Source organism: Bradyrhizobium sp. USDA 3240, from assembly GCF_054063295.1.
Window position 1 is genome coordinate 2,110,271 of the sequence record NZ_JBSSGD010000002.1, and the last position, 17,567, is coordinate 2,127,837.

The following is a 17,567-nucleotide window of genomic DNA, read 5'->3' on the forward strand; positions in this document are numbered from 1 at the left end:
GATTTGCTCGCCGGTCATGCGGCCGCCGCTGCACAATTTCTGAATAATAGAAGAATACCGCTGAGTTGCCCGACGTGTCAAGTCGCCGTGCCGAATGCTGGCGACCAGCTACTTTGCATGGGGTTGTTTTCGATATTTCGGCAGCGCCCCTTCAAACCAGGTTCAGGTCCTTCGGCTTGATGCCGGTGAAGATGCGTTCGAGGCTCGCCTGCTGCAGGCCGTAGACGTGCTGGATCAGACCGGCGAAGAACGCCTTGTAGTCGGTCAGAACCGGGAAATCGCGGTTCTGGAACAGCGTCGCCTGTGCGACCTGGACCTGCTCGCCGGCCATGCGGCCGCCATTGATGCCACCGCCCATCACCCAGTACACGCTGCCATGGCCGTGATCGGTGCCGCGGTCGCCATTCTCGCGGAAGGTGCGACCGAATTCGGAGATCACGACCACGACGGTGTCGCGCCACATCGCGGGACCGATCTCCTCGGAGAAGCCGGCGAGGCCCCTGCCGAGTTCGCCGAGACGATCGGCGAGATAGCCGGTCGCAGCGCCCTGGTTGACGTGGGTGTCCCAGCCGCCGACGTCGACGAAGCCGAGGTTGAACTGCTCGCGCATCAGCCGGCCGATCCGCCGTGCCGACAGCTCGAAGCCGCGCGGCGACACGGCGCCGCGGTTGGCCGCCATCATCTCCTCGGAGACCGACTTGTAGACGTCGTCGCGGACCCGAAAACCTTCCGACACCGAATTGGCGAGATCGCCCTTGGCATACATCTCCCGGATCAGCCGCGCCTGCCGATCGTCGACACCCGGCTTGCTGACGCTGGCGATGCCGATGTTCGGGATCTGGTTCTGGCCGCGGAAGATCAGCGGCAATTGGTCGGTGAAGGAGATCGGCTTCACCCGCGTCAACTCGGTCGCGAGCCGACTCATGAAGCCGGATCGGTAGTCGCGGCTGCCGCCGACCGCCTGCCCGAGCTCGATCGTGTCCTGGGTCTCGAAATGGCTGCGCGAGAGATCGTCGCTGGTGCCGGCGAACGGGACGAACGCGATCTCGCGCTTGGCCCACAGCGGATAGATCGAATCGCGCAGCGCCGGATGCAATCCCCATCCGGCGTCGAGCGCCAGCGCCGCATTCGGATTGCCGGCATCGGGCCGCGCGACCGCAAGCGTCGGGCGCGAGGCGTAGTAGAACTCGCTGCCGACCGGCACCACCACATTGGCGGCGTCGTACGCGCCGCGCAGAAATACGACAAGCAGGCGCGCGTCGGTCGCGGGTGCAGCCCAGACCCGGCCGGCAAGGGTGAGCGAAGCGGAAGCGGCGAAGGCCTTGATCAGTTCGCGGCGGTTCATTGGCGAACCTCCCTTTCAGTGCATGAACTCGGGGGACGACAAAAACAGCGTATTCCAGTCCTGCGGCGAGACGGCCTGCTCGAGCGCGGCGAGCGTGGTCGGGCTCAGCGTCTGCCTGATGTTGCTGAAATAGAGCCCGTTCATGACCAGCGGAAACGCCGGCTGGTCGACGGCGTTGGGCTCGTTCGGCTTGAACAATCCGGCCGATCCCGAGCCGATCGCGCGCGCGATCTCGAAACGCAGCATCATCTGCCCGGGGCCGTTCCAGGCCGCCGACAGCATCGAATAGCCGTCGGGCGTCTCGTGGTTGAACAGGCCCTCGGACAGGCGGTTGAGCCAGCCCTGGATCGGCAGCGTGTTGAGGACGACCTTGCTGTCGTAGGCGAGCCGCACCGACGACATCACATAGAGCATCGGGTCCTTGAATTTGGCGCCGCCCTTCAGGCTGGCTGCGAATTCCGGCGCATGAACCAGCGTCGACATCACGGCCGCGATATCGCCGTCGGTCTTCTGGAAGGTCTGCGCCATCTGCTGCACCAGTACGGCCGGCGGATTGTCCGACACGAAATAGGTCGCCAGCTGCTTTGCGACGTGCGTGGCGGTCGCGGGATGATGACAGAGGATGTCGAGAGCCTCATCGACCTCGGCAAGACCGCGGCCCTTGATCTGATGGCCGAGGAAGGTCTTGTCGCCGAAATCGTGGCGCGCCGGATTGAACTCGAAGGCGCCCTCGCGGACCAGCTGGGATTGCTGCTCGGGCTTCAGCTTCGGGTCTTCCGACTTGAAGTCGATGCCGACGCCAGTGAGGATCCGCGCCAGCGCCTCGACATCGGCCTGGGTATAGCCGGAGCCGACGCCCATGGTGTGCAGCTCCATGATCTCGCGTGCGTAGTTCTCGTTGAGATGACCGGCGGCGTTGTCGGCATTGTCGAGATAACGCAGCATCACGGGATGATGCAGCGTCGCCGACAGCAGGTTGCGGAATTTGCCGAGCGCGTTGGCGCGGATCGCGCGATCCTCGTAGTCGCCGACCAGCACGCGGATGTTGGCCTTGTACTGGTGAACATTGAAGTGGTTGAACCAGAACCAGGTCAGGCGTTCGCGCAGTTGATCCGGCGCGTAGAGCGCGTGCAGGATGGTGCGGGCCGCGGCCTGCCTGGCGCGGTCGTTCATGGCCTGCTGATAGACCTGTTGCGCCGCTTTCTTCTGCTCCGGATCGGCGACCTGGTTGGCGGATTTGCCCTGCTGGTCGAACGAGGCGGCAATGTCGAACGGGAAGCGATGCACGTCCGGCATCGCCTCGATCTGCTTCTGGACGGCGGCCGGCAGTGCGGTGTTGGCCGGATGCAGCTGCTCCTGCAACCAGCGTTCGGTGTCGACCTCGCGCAGATGCGCCGCGCTCGAGGCGCTGACACCCCAGGTGAGGCGATCGAGCAGCGCGATGTCCTGCGCTGCGAGTTCGGCCGCCCGCGCCGGCTGGTGGAACACCACCAGCCCCACGATCGTGCCGATCATCAGTTTCGCTGATGTCCGCGATCCGAGTGTGGCCGTGATGCTCATGAAGGCTGACCTGCCCGGCTCATGGTGTCATGCCCTCAGTGTTTGCATTTGCCGGGAGGGCATGCCGGCGCTGCCCGTGCTGCTGCTGCGGGCCTTGGCGGCGGTGCCGGCCGAGGCGGCGGCGGTGCTGCGCGTTGCGCCTGCACAGCCGGCCGTGGTGGCGGCGGCGCGGCACGCGGGACCGGTGCCGGATGCGGCGCAACGGCTGCGGCGCGGGGTGGCGGGGGAGCCGCGCGGGGTGGAGCTGCAACCCGCGCCGGCGCGGGCCGGGAGACCGGTGCCGGCGACACCGCGGCATGCGCGGGCGCCGAACGCGCAGCCGGCGTCTGCCGTGCCGGCAGCGTGCGGTTCGCCGGCGACGGCGCCGCCGCGGGCTTCACGTTCGTGGTCGGCGCGGTCGCGGCATGCGAGAGCGGTTGCGCGCCCGGCTTGCCGGCGGTCGCGGGCGAGGCCGGCGCGTTTGTCGTGGGGGCAGCGCCGGGCTTGGTCGGTGGAGCAGGCTGCGCGTTGGCAGGCGCCATGGCTGTTGCCGGCTTGCCTGGTGTCACCGCGTTCGGCTTTGCACCCGGCTGCGCTGCGCCAGGTTGCACGGTGCCCGGCTGCGCGGCGCCCTGCTGCTGCGCGGGATTGGCCGGCGCGGTCGCCGACTGCGGCAGCGGCGGTCCATTCTTGGCGCCCGGCAGAGTGTGGGCACCCGGCGCACCCATCGCGTTCGGCACGGCAGGAGCATTCGGCGCAGCGCCGGGCGCTCCCATGGCCGCGCCTTGTGCCGGCGTGACGCCGGCCGGCGTCAGATTGGCGCGCTGCATCGCCGCGGCCGGCAGCTGCGGTGCCGCCGTGACCGGTGCGCCGCCCATCGCCGCCGTCACCCCGGCCGCATGGAGCTGCGCCGGCGTCGGGTTGGGATTGTTGATCACAGTGTTGATCACTGTCGTGTTGTGGATGTTGTTGAACACGATGTTGTTCTGCGGCGGCACGACATAGGCCGGTGCGGCGACATAGGCCGGTATCGCCACGAAGAACGGCGTCGGCAGCACGAACAGGCCGATCGGCGGTGACGGCGGCGGCAGCACGACGAAGTCCGGCGGCGGCGGCGGCAGGAAGAAGATCGGCGGCGGCGGCGGTGGCGCGAAGGCGAACACCGGATCGCTGTAGTACAGCACCGGACGGTCGACATAGACGATCTCGTCGGGCGGCGGCGGCGGCACGTCGTAGTCGATTGCCGCGAACTGCGGCGGCGGCTCCAGCGCGGCCGACAGATAGGCGAGCCGGCGTCGGGCGTCATATGAATGCGGCCCGCGCGGATAACGGTGCAGATACGACCAATACGCATCAGGCGTGTCGGCGCTGTAGGTGCGCCGCCAGGTGATGGCCTCGCGCCGCGCCGCCACGATCGCGCGCACGCGCTTGGCCAGCGGATCGGTCGGATAGGCCTGCAGATAATCCTCGTAGCCCTGCAGCGTGTCGCGCTCCAGCGCCGCGGCATAGGCGTCCTGCGCCGGGAAATCGCGGATCGGCTTGGTGCGCAGTCCGGCATCGACCTGCTGCGGCGGCGCGTCCGGCTTGCGCTCGAAGAACATGAAGGGCGCGTCGACCTTCTGGGCATTCCACGGGATCTCGGCGCCCTTGGTCATCTCGTTGACGCGCAGGCGAACGCGGTCGAACACCTCGGGCAAGGTCAGGCCGCCGGCGCGAATCATCTCCGCCAGCGCCTGCGCGTAGGGTCCGTAAGGCGGCGCACCGTCAGGGGCGACGGTGCCAGGCGCCGAATTGAAGGCAATCAGCAGTTTCGGATCGGGATCGACCAGCGCAAGGCCGCCGGCCAGCGGCTGGCCGTCCTTGGCGAAGGGATTGCTGCGCGCCGCATCGAGCACGATGACGCCAGCCTTGATCGGCAATGCCGAGAGCTGATGGCTGTAGTCGGAGAGGCGGATCGCCTCGACCGGGATGTCGGTGTCGCGGGCGATCTTGGCGTCAACAGGCACGAAGTAGTTCTCGCCGGTGAGCTGCACGCCGTAGCCGGCGAGATAGACGAACGCCACCGCATTGGGCCCTGCATCCTGCACCTTCTGGATGAAATCGCGGAACGACTTGCGCAGCGTCTCGCTATCGAGATCGCGCGCCCCGACCACGTCGAAGCCGGCGGCCTGCAATGTCTGCGCGATCAGGCCGGCATCGTTTGCGGCGGTCTGCAACGCACCGGCCTGATAGGCGCCGTTGCCGACCACCAGCGCGAGGCGTTTCTCCTGATCCTGCGCATGGACGGGAAGCGACGAGAGCGACACCAGACCGACGATCAATGCCCACAGAATGCGCGTCATAGTGGTCGTCCCTTTTCTTCTCGAGAGTTGGCGTAACGGATGGAAAGGCTACTTCCGTGAATGCGCGCTGAACAGGATTGCGGCAATTGTGGCAATCCTTGGTCTGCACGGTCGCGGGCACCCCGGAATCGGCTTCCCGGGCGCGCGCGATCAGGCGATATTGCGCAGATAAAACAGGCAAAAAAGGAGCACTCGATGCCAATCGCCGGACAAGGCATGCTGCTGACCTCGATGGATATCGACAGCTTACACGAAGCTGAATTCAACCGCTGGTACGATCGCGAGCATCTCGAAGAACGAGTCGCGATCGACGGCTTCCTGGAGGCCCGCCGCTACGTCGCCCATGACGGCAAGCCGAAATATCTCAGCCTCTACTCGACCGCGACCTTCGAGGTGCTCGAGAGCCCCGCCTACCGCAAGGCGCTCGCCAACCAGACCGACTGGTCGAAGGCCAACATCGCCCGCTTCCAGAACATGATCCGCGGGGTCGCGCGCATCACCATCAGCCGCGGCGTCGGCAGAGGCGCAGCGCTCGGCATCATACGCTTGCGCCCGCAGGCCGACGCGGCCGAAAAGCTCCGCGCTGCATTGCGGGAGCAACTCGATCCAGCCGCGCGCGACGGCATCATTTCGATGCATCTGCTCGAGAATGACCCCGTGCTGTCGAAGCCGCTGACGCCGGACGCCGCGAAAGCCGATCCCGGTGCCGGTGACTGGTTCGTCCTGATCGATGCCACCGACGTCAGCGCGGTGCCTGCGGCCGCAGCAAGCATCACCGGCAACGCAGCCTTGAAGCCGCTGGTGGTCAGCAGCGGCGTCAACCGGCTGTTGTGGGATGTCGCGAAGAGCGATCTTCCGCGCGTTTGAAGCAAACGCGCACCGCTTGCGCGGAGATCATGCTCAAACACGAGCGGTATGCGGTGCAGATCATGCTGCACCGCCGCATAACGCAAACGAGATTAACGCTACACGCGCATCAGCCGCGCGAAAGCTGATGATCGGACAATTTAGCCTTTGCGTTCTCTGGAACGGCTCTAATAAGATAAGCCTATGATCCAATTCAAAAACCAGAACAACGCCACGTGAGCGTTTGTCGTCAACGATAAGGCCGCGCGGGCAGGCATTTTTCGCGCGGGTCAAAGGTAGGAATGAAACCGACTGATATCTCGGCGCCGGATTACTTTCATAAAGTAGTCGATTGCCAATGGGCTTGCCCCGCACACACTCCCGTTCCCGAGTACATCCGGTTGATTGCTGAGGGGCGTTATAGCGACGCCTACATGATCAATTGGCAGTCCAACGTGTTCCCCGGGATTCTTGGGCGCACCTGTGACCGTCCCTGCGAGCCAGCGTGCCGCCGCGGGCGGGTCGAGGACACTCCGGTCGCGATCTGCCGCCTGAAGCGCGTCGCCGCCGACTTCAAGGACGACATCAAGGACCGTCTGCCGAAGCCGGGACCGAAGAACGGCAAGCGCATCGCGCTGGTCGGCGGCGGCCCCGCCTCGCTTGCGGTGGCGCGCGATCTTGTGCCGCTCGGCTATCACTGCACCGTGTTCGACGGCGATCCCAAGGCCGGCGGCATGATGCGCAGCCAGATTCCAAAATTCCGCCTGCCCGACAACGTGATCGACGAGGAGACCGACTACATCCTCAACCTCGGCGTCGAGTTCAAGGGCGGCCAGCGCGTCGACAGCCTGAAGCAGCTGCTATCCGAGAACTATGACGCGGTCTTTGTCGGAAGCGGCGCGCCGCGCGGCCGCGAGCTCGACATTCCCGGCCGCAAGGAGGCCGCCGCCAACATCCATATCGGCATCGAGTGGCTGTCCAACGTGTCGTTCGGCCATGTCGACAAGATCGGCCGCCGCGTCATCGTGCTCGGCGGCGGCAACACCGCGATGGATTGCTGCCGCACCGCGCGCCGCCTCGGCGGCGAGAGCGTCAAGGTGATCGTCCGGTCCGGCTTCGAGGAAATGAAGGCGTCACCGTGGGAGAAGGAAGACGCGCTGCACGAGGACATCCCGATCCTCAACTTCATGGTGCCGGTGGCGTTCAAGCATGTGGCCGGCAAGCTGATCGGCGTCACCTTCCAGAAGGTGAAGGCGGAATACGACGCCAAGGGCCGGCGCAATCTGGTGCCCTCGGGCGAGCCTGACGAGACTGTGTCCTGCGACGATGTGCTCGTTGCGGTCGGCCAGGAGAATGCGTTCCCCTGGATCGAAGCCGATTGCGGCATCGAATTCGACAAGTGGCACATGCCGAAGGTCGACCCCAAGACGTTCGTCTCGACCAACCCGAAGGTGTTCTTCGGCGGCGATGCGGCGTTCGGGCCGAAGAACATCATCTGGGCGGTGGCGCACGGCCATGATGCCGCGCTGTCGATCCACCGGATGCTGTCCGGCGAGGACATCACCGAGCGCCCGCTGCCCGAGGTGCACGTCTCCTCGCAGAAGATGGGCATCCACGAGTGGAGCTATGACAACGACATCTCCGCCGACAAGCGCTTCAAGGTGCCGCATCGCGACAAGGTGATCGCGCTGAAGGACATCCGCGCCGAGGTCGAGCTCGGTTACGACCTCAAGCTCGCGCTCGGTGAGGCGCAGCGCTGCCTGAACTGCGACGTGCAGACGGTGTTCGCCGCGCCGCTCTGCATCGAATGCGACGCCTGCGTCGACATCTGTCCGATGGACTGCATCAGCTTCACCGAGAACGGTGAAGAGGATGATTTGCGGCAACGTCTGAAGGCGCCCTCGCCGCATCACGACCAGGCGCTCTACGTCTCCGGCGACCTGAAGACCGGCCGCGTCATGGTGAAAGACGAAGACGTCTGCCTGCATTGCGGACTGTGTGCCGAGCGCTGCCCGACCGGCGCCTGGGACATGCAGAAGTACCTCATCGATATGGTTCAAGCGGGATCAACATGTCAGTCCAAAGCCCGATCAGCAGCGTAAACGACTTCGTCGTCCGCTTTGCCAACGTCAACGGTTCGGGCTCGGCCTCCGCCAACGAACTGTTCGCGCGCTCGATCCTGCGTCACGGCGTGCCAGTTTCACCACGCAACATCTTCCCCTCCAACATCCAGGGCCTGCCCACCTGGTATGAGGTGCGCGTCACCGAAGACGGCCATCTCGGCGCCCGCGGCGGCGTCGACATGATGGTGGCGATGAACCCGCAGACCTGGGACAAGGACGTCGCCTCGATCGAGCCCGGCGGCTATCTGTTCTACGATTCGACCAAGCCGATGCCGACGTCGAAATTCCGCGAGGACATCACGGTGATCGGCGTGCCGCTGACCGCGATCACCAACTCGACTTACACCGATCCCAGACAGCGCCAACTGTTCAAGAACATCATCTATCTCGGCGCGCTCTGCGCCCTGCTCGACCTCGATCCCAAGGTCGTCGAACAGCTGATCGGCGAGCAGTACAAGGGCAAGGAGAAGCTGCTCTCCTCCAACGTCCATGCGCTGCATCTCGGCCGCGACTGGGCGCTGCAGAACCTGAAATGCCCGGTCGGGCTGCGGGTGAAGAAGTCCGACAAGGTCGGCGATCGCATCTTCGTGGAAGGCAACAGCGCCGCCGCGCTCGGCGCGGTCTATGGCGGCGCCACCGTGTGCGCCTGGTATCCGATCACGCCGTCATCGTCGGTGGCGGAAGCCTTCACCAGCCACTGCAAGAAGTACCGTCACGATCCCGAGACCGGCAAGGCGAAATACGCCATCGTGCAGGGCGAGGACGAGCTCGCCTCGATCGGCATCGTGATCGGCGCGTCCTGGAACGGCGCGCGGGCCTTCACCGCGACCTCGGGTCCGGGCATCTCGCTGATGACCGAGTTCATCGGCCTGTCCTATTTCGCCGAGATCCCGGCCGTGATCATGAACATCCAGCGCGCCGGCCCCTCGACCGGCATGCCGACCCGCACCCAGCAATGCGACGTGATCGCCTGCGCCTATGCCTCGCATGGCGACACCAAGCACGTGCTGCTGTTCCCGGAAGACCCGGCCGAGGCGTTCGAATTCGCCGCCGCCGCCTTCGATCTCGCCGAGCGGCTGCAGACCACGATCTTCCTGATGCTCGATCTCGACATCGGGATGAATCATCGGCTGTGCCGCCCGCTGAAGTGGGACGACGCCAAGCAATACGACCGCGGCAAGGTGATGACGGCGGAGATGCTCGAGGAAGGCCGCGACTTCGGCCGCTATCTCGACGTCGACGGCGACGGCATCCCGTATCGCACCTATCCCGGAACGCATCCGACCAAGGGTTCCTACTTCACCCGAGGCACCTCGCGCGACCGCTACGCGCGCTATTCCGAGGAAGGCGCGGTTTACGCCGACAACATGCAGCGCCTGGTGCGCAAGTTCGAGACCGCGCAGGACATGGTGCCGCGGCCGCTGCAGGCCAATGCGGCGAAGCCGACCAAGGTTGGCGTGCTGTATTTCGGCTCGACCTCGCCCGCGATGGACGAGGCGATCGGAATCCTGGAGGCGCGCGGCCATCAACTCGACCGCATGCGCATCCGCGCCTTCCCGTTCCACTCCAGCGTCGCGAGCTTCATCGCCGATCACGACTTCGTCTATGTGGTCGAGCAGAACCGCGACGCGCAGCTCCGTCAGCTGATCGTCAACGAGAACGGCATCGACCCGGTGCGGCTGGTGCCGATCCTGCACTATGACGGCACGCCGATCACCGCGCGCTTCATCGCCAACGCGATCGGCGACCACCAGGATCATCTCAAGGTGACCCCTCTCCGCAAGGCCGTGACATGACCTACATTGCAAAGCCGAAGTTTCATCATCCCGGCCTGAAGAAGAACGAGCTGGGCTATACCCATCGCGACTACGAGGGCAAGATCTCGACCCTGTGCGCCGGCTGCGGCCACGATTCGATCACCGCCTCGATCATCGAAGCCTGCTACGAGCTCTCGATCGAGCCGCATCGCGTCGCGAAGATTTCCGGCATCGGCTGCTCGTCGAAGACACCGGACTATTTCCTCGGCAATTCGCACGGCTTCAACTCGGTGCACGGCCGCATGCCGTCGGTGCTGACCGGCGCCAACCTCGCCAACCGCGACCTGATATATCTCGGCGTCTCCGGCGACGGCGATTCCGCCTCGATCGGCTTCGGCCAGTTCGCGCATTCGATCCGGCGCGCCGTCAACATGACCTACATCGTCGAGAACAACGGCGTGTACGGTCTGACCAAGGGCCAGTTCTCGGCGACCGCCGACCGCGGCTCGAAGTCCAAGAAGGGCGTCACCAACACCGACAACGCAATCGACCTGGTCGCGATCGCGCTGCAACTCGGGGCCACCTTCGTCGCGCGCAGCTTCTCCGGCGACAAGACGCAATTGGTTCCCTTGATTGCCGCTGCGATCCGCCACAAGGGCGCCTCCTTCATCGACGTGATCAGCCCCTGCATCGCCTTCAACAACCACGCCGGCTCGACCAAGAGCTTCGACTATGTGCGCGAGCACAATGACGCGGTGAACCGTCTCGACGTGCTGGTCGGTCGTGAGCCGATCAGCGTCGACTATGCGCCCGGCACCGTGCAGGTGGTCGAGCAGCATGACGGCTCGCGGCTCGCGTTGCGCAAGCTCGACGCCGACTACGATCCGCACGATCGGCTCGGAGCACAGACCTTCCTGCAGAAGCATGCGGCCAAGGGCCAGATCGTCACCGGACTGCTTTACGTCGATCCGGATGCCGAGGATCTGCACACCTATCTCGACACCGTCGAGACGCCGCTCAACACGATGGACGAGCAGGCGCTCTGCCCCGGCTCGGCCGTGCTGGACAAGATCAACGCCAGCCTGCGCTGACGGTCAATTCGGTTTCGAATCGGGCCTCCTGGCACTGCCAAGAGGCCCGATTTCTGTTTGGAGCTACTTGTCGCTCAGGACGTCGCCGAACAGCGCCCAGGACTTGCCGTCGAACCGAGCCATCTGGATCTGGCGGATCGGCGTCACATTGTCGGGCTCGGTCTGCACCTTGATGCCCGGCAGCAGCATCGGCAGTTCGAGCGCCTTCAGATTGGTCGCCTGCTTGATGATGTTGTCGCGGCTGTAATCGCCGTTGCAGTTCTTCAGCACCGCCGTCATGACCTGCGCGACGGTGTAGCCCTGCACGTTGAAGAGGTCGCCCGGGCTCGCATTCGGCTGATACTTCTTCATCCAGGCCGAGAACTCCTGCTGCGCCGGATCGTCGGCCCAGCGCGGGTCAGTCGGGTCCTTCAGATAGAGCCCGGTCACGACACCGATGACGTTCTCGAGCCCGGCCGGCTCGAGCACCGCAGAAACGGAGTTGGAGACGGTCGGCAGGATGGTGAGCGGCTTCCAGCCCATGCTCGCCGCCTTGCGCAGCGCTTGCGCCGCGAATTTCGGCGTCGCTTCGGCGAAGAACACGTCGGCACCGGACTCGCGCATCGTCACCATCTGGGAATCGATGGTCGGATCGGTCGTCAGGTAGGTAGTCTCCGCAACGATCTGGCCGACATGCTCGCCGAGCCCGTCCTTGAAGCCCCTGAGATAGTCCTTGCCGGCGTCTTCGTTCGGCGTGATGACGGCGATCTTCGCGTCCGGCTTGGTCTTCAGGATGTACTTTGCATAGAGCCGGCCTTCGAGCTCGTAGGTCGGATTGAAGCCGACCGTCCAAGGGAACTGCTTCGGATCGTTCCAGCGCGTCGCGCCTGACGACACGAACAGCTGAGGCACGTGCTTGATGTTCAGATATTTCTGCACCGAGATGTTGGGCGCCGTGCCGACCGCGCTGAAGATCGCGAGCACCTCGTCCTGCTCGACCAGCTTGCGGGTCTGCTCGACGGTCTTCGACGGCGAATAGGCGTCGTCGAGACTTTCGAAATCGATCTTGCGGCCGCTGATGCCGCCCTGGTCGTTGAGCATCTGGAAGTACGCGGCTTCGGCGCGTGCGATCGTGCCGTAGGCGGACGCCGGGCCGCTATAGGGTGCGGTGTTTCCGATTCTGATCGCGGGATCGGCTGCAACGGACGACGAGATCGACAAGGCCGTGAACGCGGTGAAGGCGAGAAAGCCCGCCAGGCGGGAGCGAGTTGACAAGGGCATATCCTTTTCTTGGTTTTCTTGACGCGGCGCACCTTATCAATCGCTCCCGCGCAGGCAATCACCAAGAGGACTGCAATGAGATTTCCGCATGCCGGCAATCACGTTCGCGCGTGGAACATGATGCGATTCAAAATCCGGAATGTTGCCGGGATGTTCGCGATGCGGGCCTTCGATGGACACGAAGGTTCATCATGCAAGACTCGCCTTCCGCGCGGCGGTGTACGCCGCGCTCATGTCAGCGAGAACGTTATCCTCAGGCAGCGACCGCAGCCGCGCGCGGGCTGACGACGTATTCCTTCAGCACCTTGTCGGTGCCGTCGAGTTCGGTGAGTGCCACGTCGTAGGACCACAGATCGGCGAGATGCTGCAGCACGCGCCGCGTGTCGGTCTCGTTGAGCTGCGCGCCCTTCACGGTGGTGTGACGCAGCATCAGGCGGCGGTCGCCGTCGAGATCGACATCCACGACCTCGATATTGGCATCGACGAAGCCGACATCGTATTGCCGCGCCAGCTCGCGGCGCACCCGGCGGTAGCCACGCTCGTCATGGATCGCATCGACCTTGATGCCCTGGCTTTCGGCGGGGTCGTCGTGCAGATGGAACATGCGGAAGCGCCGGATCAGCGCCGGGCTGAGGAACTGGTTGATGAAGCTCTCGTCGCGGTAGTTGCTCCAGATCTCGCGCAGCACGCCCTCGACGTCGCCCTTGCCGGCGATATCGGGGAACCAGGCGCGGTCCTCATCCTCCGGAGTCTTCACGATCCGCTCGATGTCCTGCATCATGGCAAAGCCGAGCGCGTATGGATTGAAGCCGGAATAGCGGCGATCGTCGAACTCGGGCTGAAACACCACATTGGTGTGCGACTGCAGGAATTCGAGGAAATTGCCGTCGGTGATCCGGCCCTGCTGATGCAGCCGGCTCATGATGCGGTAATGGACGTAGGTCGCGGTGCCCTCGTTCATCACCTTGGTCTGGCCCTGCGGGTAGAAGTACTGCGCGATGTGACGCACGATGCGAATGAGCTCGCGCTGCCAGCCTTGCAGCCGCGGCGCGGTCTTCTCGAGGAAGTAGAGGATGTTCTCCTGCGGCAGGCCGAGCAGCGCGCGGCGCCGCTCGGCAGTGAGCGTCGCCTTGCTCTTGGCCTTGGTGTTCGGCACCGTCCGCCACAGATCGTTGAACACGGCTTCCTCGTGCTGCCGGCGCTCGCCGGCGCGCTTCTCCTCGGCACGCAGGTCGAGCGTCTTCTTTCCGGGATAGCGGTCGACGCCATGCGACATCAGCGCATGGGCGGCATCGAGCGTCCGCTCCACCGTCTCGCGGCCATGACGATCCTCGCAGACCGCGATGTAGCCCTTGGCGAATTCGAGATAATCGAGGATGCCTTCGGCGTCGGTCCACTGCTTGAACAGATAGTTGTTCTTGAAGAAATGATTGTGCCCGAACGCCGCGTGCGCGATCACCAGCGTCTGCATCGTCGCCGTGTTCTCCTCCATCAAATAGGAGATACACGGCGAGGAATTGATCACGATCTCATAGGCGAGGCCCATCAGGCCCTTGCGATAGGACGCTTCCTGGAAGGCGAACTGCTTGCCGAACGACCAGTGCTTGTAGAACAGCGGCATGCCGACCGACGAATAGGCGTCGAGCATCTGCTCGGCGGTGATCACCTCGATCTGGTTGGGATAGACGTCGAGCCCGAGTTCCTTGCGCGCGACCTCCTCGCAGGCGTCGTGAATTCGCTGCAGCGTCGGGAAATCCCAGTCGGCACCATCGAACAGCAGTTCGCCGGAAGACCCCATTAAACTATACCCTTTCCTGACTGGTGCGCCGCTTGAACAGGTCCTGGAACACCGGGAAGATCTCGCCGCGCTCGCTCACCTTGCGCATCGACAGCGGCTGGCCCTCGTTGCGCAGCCGCTCATAGAGCGTCCAGAGCGAGGAGTCCGGCATGTCGAAGGTGTAGTTGGCGGCCTCACCGACCTCGAGATAGGCGAAGAACTGGCAGACCGGCAGGATCTTGTCGGTCAGGAGATGCCCGGTCACCCCACTGTCGGAGGTCATGTTGTCGCCGTCCGAAGCCTGCGCGGCGTAGATGTTCCAGTCGGCGGGACGGAAGCGGGTTCGAACGATGTCGTGCATCGCAACCAGCGCGCTCGACACCAGCGTGCCGCCGGACGCCGGTCCATGGAAGAACGTATCCTCGTCCACCTCCTCGGCGCGGTCGGTGTGCCGGATGAACACGATCTCGACGTGCTTGTAGCGCCGCTTCAGGAAGACGTAGAGCAACATGTAGAACCGCTTCGCCAGGTCCTTCATGTGCTCGGACATCGAACCCGAGACGTCCATCAGGCAGAACATCACGGCCTGCGCCACCGGCTTCGGCACCGTCTCGAAGCGGCGATAGCGGATGTCGATCGGATCGATGAACGGGATCCGCTTGACCTTGGCCTTCAGCGCTTCGAGCTGCGCCAGCAGTTCGCGACGCCGCGTCTCGTCGTCGCATTCCGCAAGCTCGGCCTCGAGCGCCTCGACCTCGTCCTTGCGCGGCCGGCGCAGCGCCACGCGTCGCGCCAGCGCCCGGCTTACCGTGCGGCTGATGGAAATGTTGGCGGGCGAGCCCGATGTCGCATAGCCCGCGCGCCGGATGCCCTCGCTCTCGGTTTCTGCGAGCTTGCGTTTGGCAAGATCAGGCAGTTCGAGGTCGTCGAGGAAGAGGTCGACGAACTCCTCGCGGCTGAGCACGAAGCGGAAGGCGTCCTCGCTGTCGCCCTCGCCAGCGCCGGAGCCCTTGGCGCCGCTCTGGTTCGGGCGCTGCAGCCAGTCGCCCTCGACGAATTTCTTGTTGCCGGGCAGCACCATGTCACGTGTGCCGCCCTCGCGCCGGAACCGCGGCTCATCCATGCCGTCCAGCGGGATGGTCACCTCGCCGCCCTCCAGGACATCCTTGATGTCCCGGTCCTGTGACGACTTCTTGACGGCTCCCTGCACCAGCGCCTTGGCGCGCCGCAGGAAGCGCTGGCGATTCTCCAGGCTCTTGCTACCCGGATTCAACCGCCGATCGACGATATGCATGACCACGTTGCATCTGCCTCACGCCGGATGCGATCATGACAGTCGCATCGCATTTTTATTAGACGGAACGAGACGAGACGGAAAGCCGCTGCCGGCTTTCCGGATCGTGCACTAGCCGGCCTGCTTCACCCGCATGTACCACTCGACGAGCCGTCGGACCTGGCGCTCAGTATAACCGCGCTCCACCATCCGCTCGACGAACTCGCCGTGCTTCTTCTCGGTCTCGCCGTCCTTCTTGGAGCCGAACGAGATGACCGGAAGCAGATCCTCGACCTGCGAGAATATCCGCTTTTCGATCACGTCGCGAACCTTTTCGTAGGAGGTCCAGCTCGGGTTCTTGCCGTTGTTGTGCGCCCGCGAACGCAGCGAGAACTTGACGACCTCGTTGCGGAAATCCTTCGGGTTGGCGATGCCGGCCGGCTTCTCGATCTTTGTGAGCTCCTGGTTCAGTAGCTCACGGTTCATCAGCTGGCCGGTGTCGGGATCCTTGAAATCCTGATCCTCGATCCAGGCATCGGCGTAGTCGACATAGCGGTCGAACAGGTTCTGGCCGTAGTCGGAGTAGGATTCCAGATAGGCCTTCTGGATCTCGTTGCCGATGAACTCGGCATAGCGCGGCGCGAGGTCGGCCTTGATGAATTCGAGATAGCGCTTCTCGGTCTCGTCAGGCAGCTGCTCGCGGCGGATCGCCATCTCCAGCACATACATCAGATGCACCGCGTCGGCGCCGACCTCGGTGGTGTCGTGATTGAAGGTCGAGGCCAGCACCTTGAAGGCAAAGCGGGTGGAGACGCCGTCCATGCCCTCGTCGACGCCGGCGGCGTCCTTGTATTCCTGCACGCTGCGCGCCTTCGGATCGGATTCCTTGAGGCTTTCGCCGTCATAGACCCGCATCTTGCCGAACAGCGTCGAGTTCTCGTGCTTGCGCAGCCGCGACATCACCGAGAAGCGGGCCAGCGTTTCCAGCGTTGCAGGCGCGCACGGCGCGGCGGCAAGCTCGGAGGTCTGGATCAGCTTCTCGTAGATCTTCTGCTCCTCGGTAACCCGCAGGCAGTACGGGACCTTGATGACGCAGATACGATCGATGAAAGCTTCGTTGTTCTTGTTGGTCTTGAAGCTCTGCCACTCGGCTTCGTTGGAGTGCGCGAGGATGATGCCGGTGAACGGGATCGCACCGATGTTCTCGGTGCCGATGTAGTTGCCCTCCTGCGTCGCCGTCAGCAGGGGGTGCAGCATCTTGATCGGCGCCTTGAACATTTCGACGAACTCGAGCACGCCCTGGTTGGCGCGGTTGAGGCCGCCGGAATAGCTGTAGGCGTCGGGGTCGTTCTGGGCGTAGGTCTCGAGCTTGCGGATGTCGACCTTGCCGACCAGCGAGGAGATGTCCTGGTTGTTCTCGTCACCGGGCTCGGTCTTGGCGACCGCGATCTGGCGCAGCCGCGAGGGCTGGATGCGCGCGACGCGGAATTGCGAGATGTCGCCGCCGAACGCCTCGAGCCGCTTGTAGGCCCACGGCGACATCAGCCCGCTCAGCCGGCGGCGCGGAATGCCGTACTTCTCCTCGATCATCGGCCCGAGTTGCTCGGGGTCGAACAGCCCGAGCGGGCTCTCGAACACCGGCGACAGCTCGTCGCCCGCCTTCAACACGTAGATCGGATGAATTTCCATCAGCGCCTTGATGCGCTCGGCGAGCGATGACTTGCCGCCGCCGACCGGTCCGAGCAGATAGAGGATCTGCTTGCGCTCTTCGAGGCCCTGTGCGGCATGGCGGAAGAAGCCGACCAGGCGCTCGATCGTGTCCTCCATGCCGAAGAAGCCGGCGAAGGCCGGATACGACCTGATCGTACGGTTCAAAAAGATACGGCCAAGGCGTGGGTCCTTGGCCGTGTCGATCATCTGGGGCTCACCGATTGCCGCTAATAACCGCTCGGCCGCATTGGCATATCGCATCGGATCGCTTCGACACGACTCCAGATACTCGGCCATCGACATGTCGGTCTGGCTTCGCGCTTCAAACGACCTTGCGAAGGCGTTGAACAAAGAATCGTTGTACATGATCCCTCTCTCCACGATATGTATCGCCGCACGACTGACACGAGTCGCAACCAGAGCATCCTAGGATCGAATCAGCGTCGGCACGCTGGGCTCATTGGACACTCGACCGACTCATTTCGGCAATGCACGGCGCGTGCA

The 17,567-nt window shown here is 64.2% G+C and carries 11 protein-coding genes; 4 read left to right on the plus strand and 7 right to left on the minus strand.

The window, feature by feature from the left end; translation table 11 throughout:
- Positions 1 to 151 precede the first annotated feature (151 nt).
- Genes ACVIGA_RS10835 through ACVIGA_RS10845 form a run of 3 tightly spaced genes read right to left on the minus strand, consistent with a single transcriptional unit; the run spans position 152 to position 5,226 of the window.
- Positions 152 to 1,345 carry a DUF1501 domain-containing protein gene (locus ACVIGA_RS10835; protein ID WP_342712509.1) on the minus strand — a complete coding sequence of 398 codons (1,194 nt, stop codon included), beginning with the start codon at positions 1,343 to 1,345 and terminating at the stop codon, positions 152 to 154.
- Between the two features lie 15 nt (positions 1,346 to 1,360).
- Entirely contained in the window at positions 1,361 to 2,905 is a 1,545-nt protein-coding gene (locus ACVIGA_RS10840; protein WP_456666368.1) for a DUF1800 domain-containing protein, read from the minus strand.
- 35 nt (positions 2,906 to 2,940) lie between these two features.
- Complete coding sequence (locus ACVIGA_RS10845; RefSeq protein ID WP_456666369.1) at positions 2,941 to 5,226, minus strand: caspase family protein; 2,286 nt, start codon at positions 5,224 to 5,226, stop codon at positions 2,941 to 2,943.
- Between the two features lie 195 nt (positions 5,227 to 5,421).
- Between ACVIGA_RS10845 and ACVIGA_RS10850 the strand changes: the two genes are divergently transcribed.
- From ACVIGA_RS10850 to ACVIGA_RS10865, 4 genes are all read left to right on the plus strand, one after another.
- Positions 5,422 to 6,093: a hypothetical protein gene (locus ACVIGA_RS10850; RefSeq protein WP_456666370.1), complete on the plus strand. Its 672-nt coding sequence runs from the start codon at positions 5,422 to 5,424 to the stop codon at positions 6,091 to 6,093.
- A 281-nt stretch (positions 6,094 to 6,374) separates the two neighbouring features.
- Positions 6,375 to 8,174: an FAD-dependent oxidoreductase gene (locus tag ACVIGA_RS10855; RefSeq protein WP_456666371.1), complete on the plus strand. Its 1,800-nt coding sequence runs from the start codon at positions 6,375 to 6,377 to the stop codon at positions 8,172 to 8,174.
- The gene (locus ACVIGA_RS10860) at positions 8,144 to 9,991 is read left to right on the plus strand and encodes a 2-oxoacid:acceptor oxidoreductase subunit alpha (protein WP_375776286.1); all 1,848 of its coding nucleotides are present in this window, start codon (positions 8,144 to 8,146) and stop codon (positions 9,989 to 9,991) included. The genes ACVIGA_RS10855 and ACVIGA_RS10860 overlap by 31 nt, the downstream gene beginning before the upstream one ends.
- Positions 9,988 to 11,043, plus strand: coding sequence for a 2-oxoacid:ferredoxin oxidoreductase subunit beta (locus ACVIGA_RS10865; RefSeq protein ID WP_456666372.1), 1,056 nt, complete (start codon positions 9,988 to 9,990; stop codon positions 11,041 to 11,043). The genes ACVIGA_RS10860 and ACVIGA_RS10865 overlap by 4 nt, the downstream gene beginning before the upstream one ends.
- Positions 11,044 to 11,106: 63 nt before the next feature.
- Here ACVIGA_RS10865 and ACVIGA_RS10870 read toward each other — a convergent pair whose 3' ends face one another.
- From ACVIGA_RS10870 to ACVIGA_RS10885, 4 genes are all read right to left on the minus strand, one after another.
- A complete protein-coding gene (locus ACVIGA_RS10870) occupies positions 11,107 to 12,303 on the minus strand; it encodes an ABC transporter substrate-binding protein (RefSeq protein WP_456666373.1) in 1,197 nt (398 codons plus the stop codon).
- 253 nt (positions 12,304 to 12,556) lie between these two features.
- On the minus strand, positions 12,557 to 14,101 hold the full coding sequence (locus ACVIGA_RS10875; RefSeq protein ID WP_375776289.1) for a SpoVR family protein: 1,545 nt from the start codon (positions 14,099 to 14,101) through the stop codon (positions 12,557 to 12,559).
- Positions 14,102 to 14,105: 4 nt separating this feature from the next.
- Complete coding sequence (locus ACVIGA_RS10880; protein WP_223977052.1) at positions 14,106 to 15,374, minus strand: YeaH/YhbH family protein; 1,269 nt, start codon at positions 15,372 to 15,374, stop codon at positions 14,106 to 14,108.
- Between the two features lie 111 nt (positions 15,375 to 15,485).
- Complete coding sequence (locus tag ACVIGA_RS10885; protein ID WP_092116153.1) at positions 15,486 to 17,429, minus strand: PrkA family serine protein kinase; 1,944 nt, start codon at positions 17,427 to 17,429, stop codon at positions 15,486 to 15,488.
- Positions 17,430 to 17,567: the final 138 nt, after the last annotated feature.

Excerpts from the sequence above, each read along its gene's own strand:
- ACVIGA_RS10845 (WP_456666369.1), bottom strand. The coding sequence starts at position 5,226 with ATGACGCGCATTCTGTGGGCATTGATCGTCGGTCTGGTGTCGCTCTCG.
- ACVIGA_RS10870 (WP_456666373.1), bottom strand. The coding sequence starts at position 12,303 with ATGCCCTTGTCAACTCGCTCCCGCCTGGCGGGCTTTCTCGCCTTCACC.
- ACVIGA_RS10885 (WP_092116153.1), bottom strand. The coding sequence starts at position 17,429 with ATGTACAACGATTCTTTGTTCAACGCCTTCGCAAGGTCGTTTGAAGCG.
- ACVIGA_RS10880 (WP_223977052.1), bottom strand. The coding sequence starts at position 15,374 with ATGCATATCGTCGATCGGCGGTTGAATCCGGGTAGCAAGAGCCTGGAG.
- ACVIGA_RS10850 (WP_456666370.1), top strand. The coding sequence starts at position 5,422 with ATGCCAATCGCCGGACAAGGCATGCTGCTGACCTCGATGGATATCGAC.
- ACVIGA_RS10835 (WP_342712509.1), bottom strand. The coding sequence starts at position 1,345 with ATGAACCGCCGCGAACTGATCAAGGCCTTCGCCGCTTCCGCTTCGCTC.
- ACVIGA_RS10865 (WP_456666372.1), top strand. The coding sequence starts at position 9,988 with ATGACCTACATTGCAAAGCCGAAGTTTCATCATCCCGGCCTGAAGAAG.
- ACVIGA_RS10875 (WP_375776289.1), bottom strand. The coding sequence starts at position 14,101 with ATGGGGTCTTCCGGCGAACTGCTGTTCGATGGTGCCGACTGGGATTTC.
- ACVIGA_RS10860 (WP_375776286.1), top strand. The coding sequence starts at position 8,144 with ATGTCAGTCCAAAGCCCGATCAGCAGCGTAAACGACTTCGTCGTCCGC.
- ACVIGA_RS10840 (WP_456666368.1), bottom strand. The coding sequence starts at position 2,905 with ATGAGCATCACGGCCACACTCGGATCGCGGACATCAGCGAAACTGATG.
- ACVIGA_RS10855 (WP_456666371.1), top strand. The coding sequence starts at position 6,375 with ATGAAACCGACTGATATCTCGGCGCCGGATTACTTTCATAAAGTAGTC.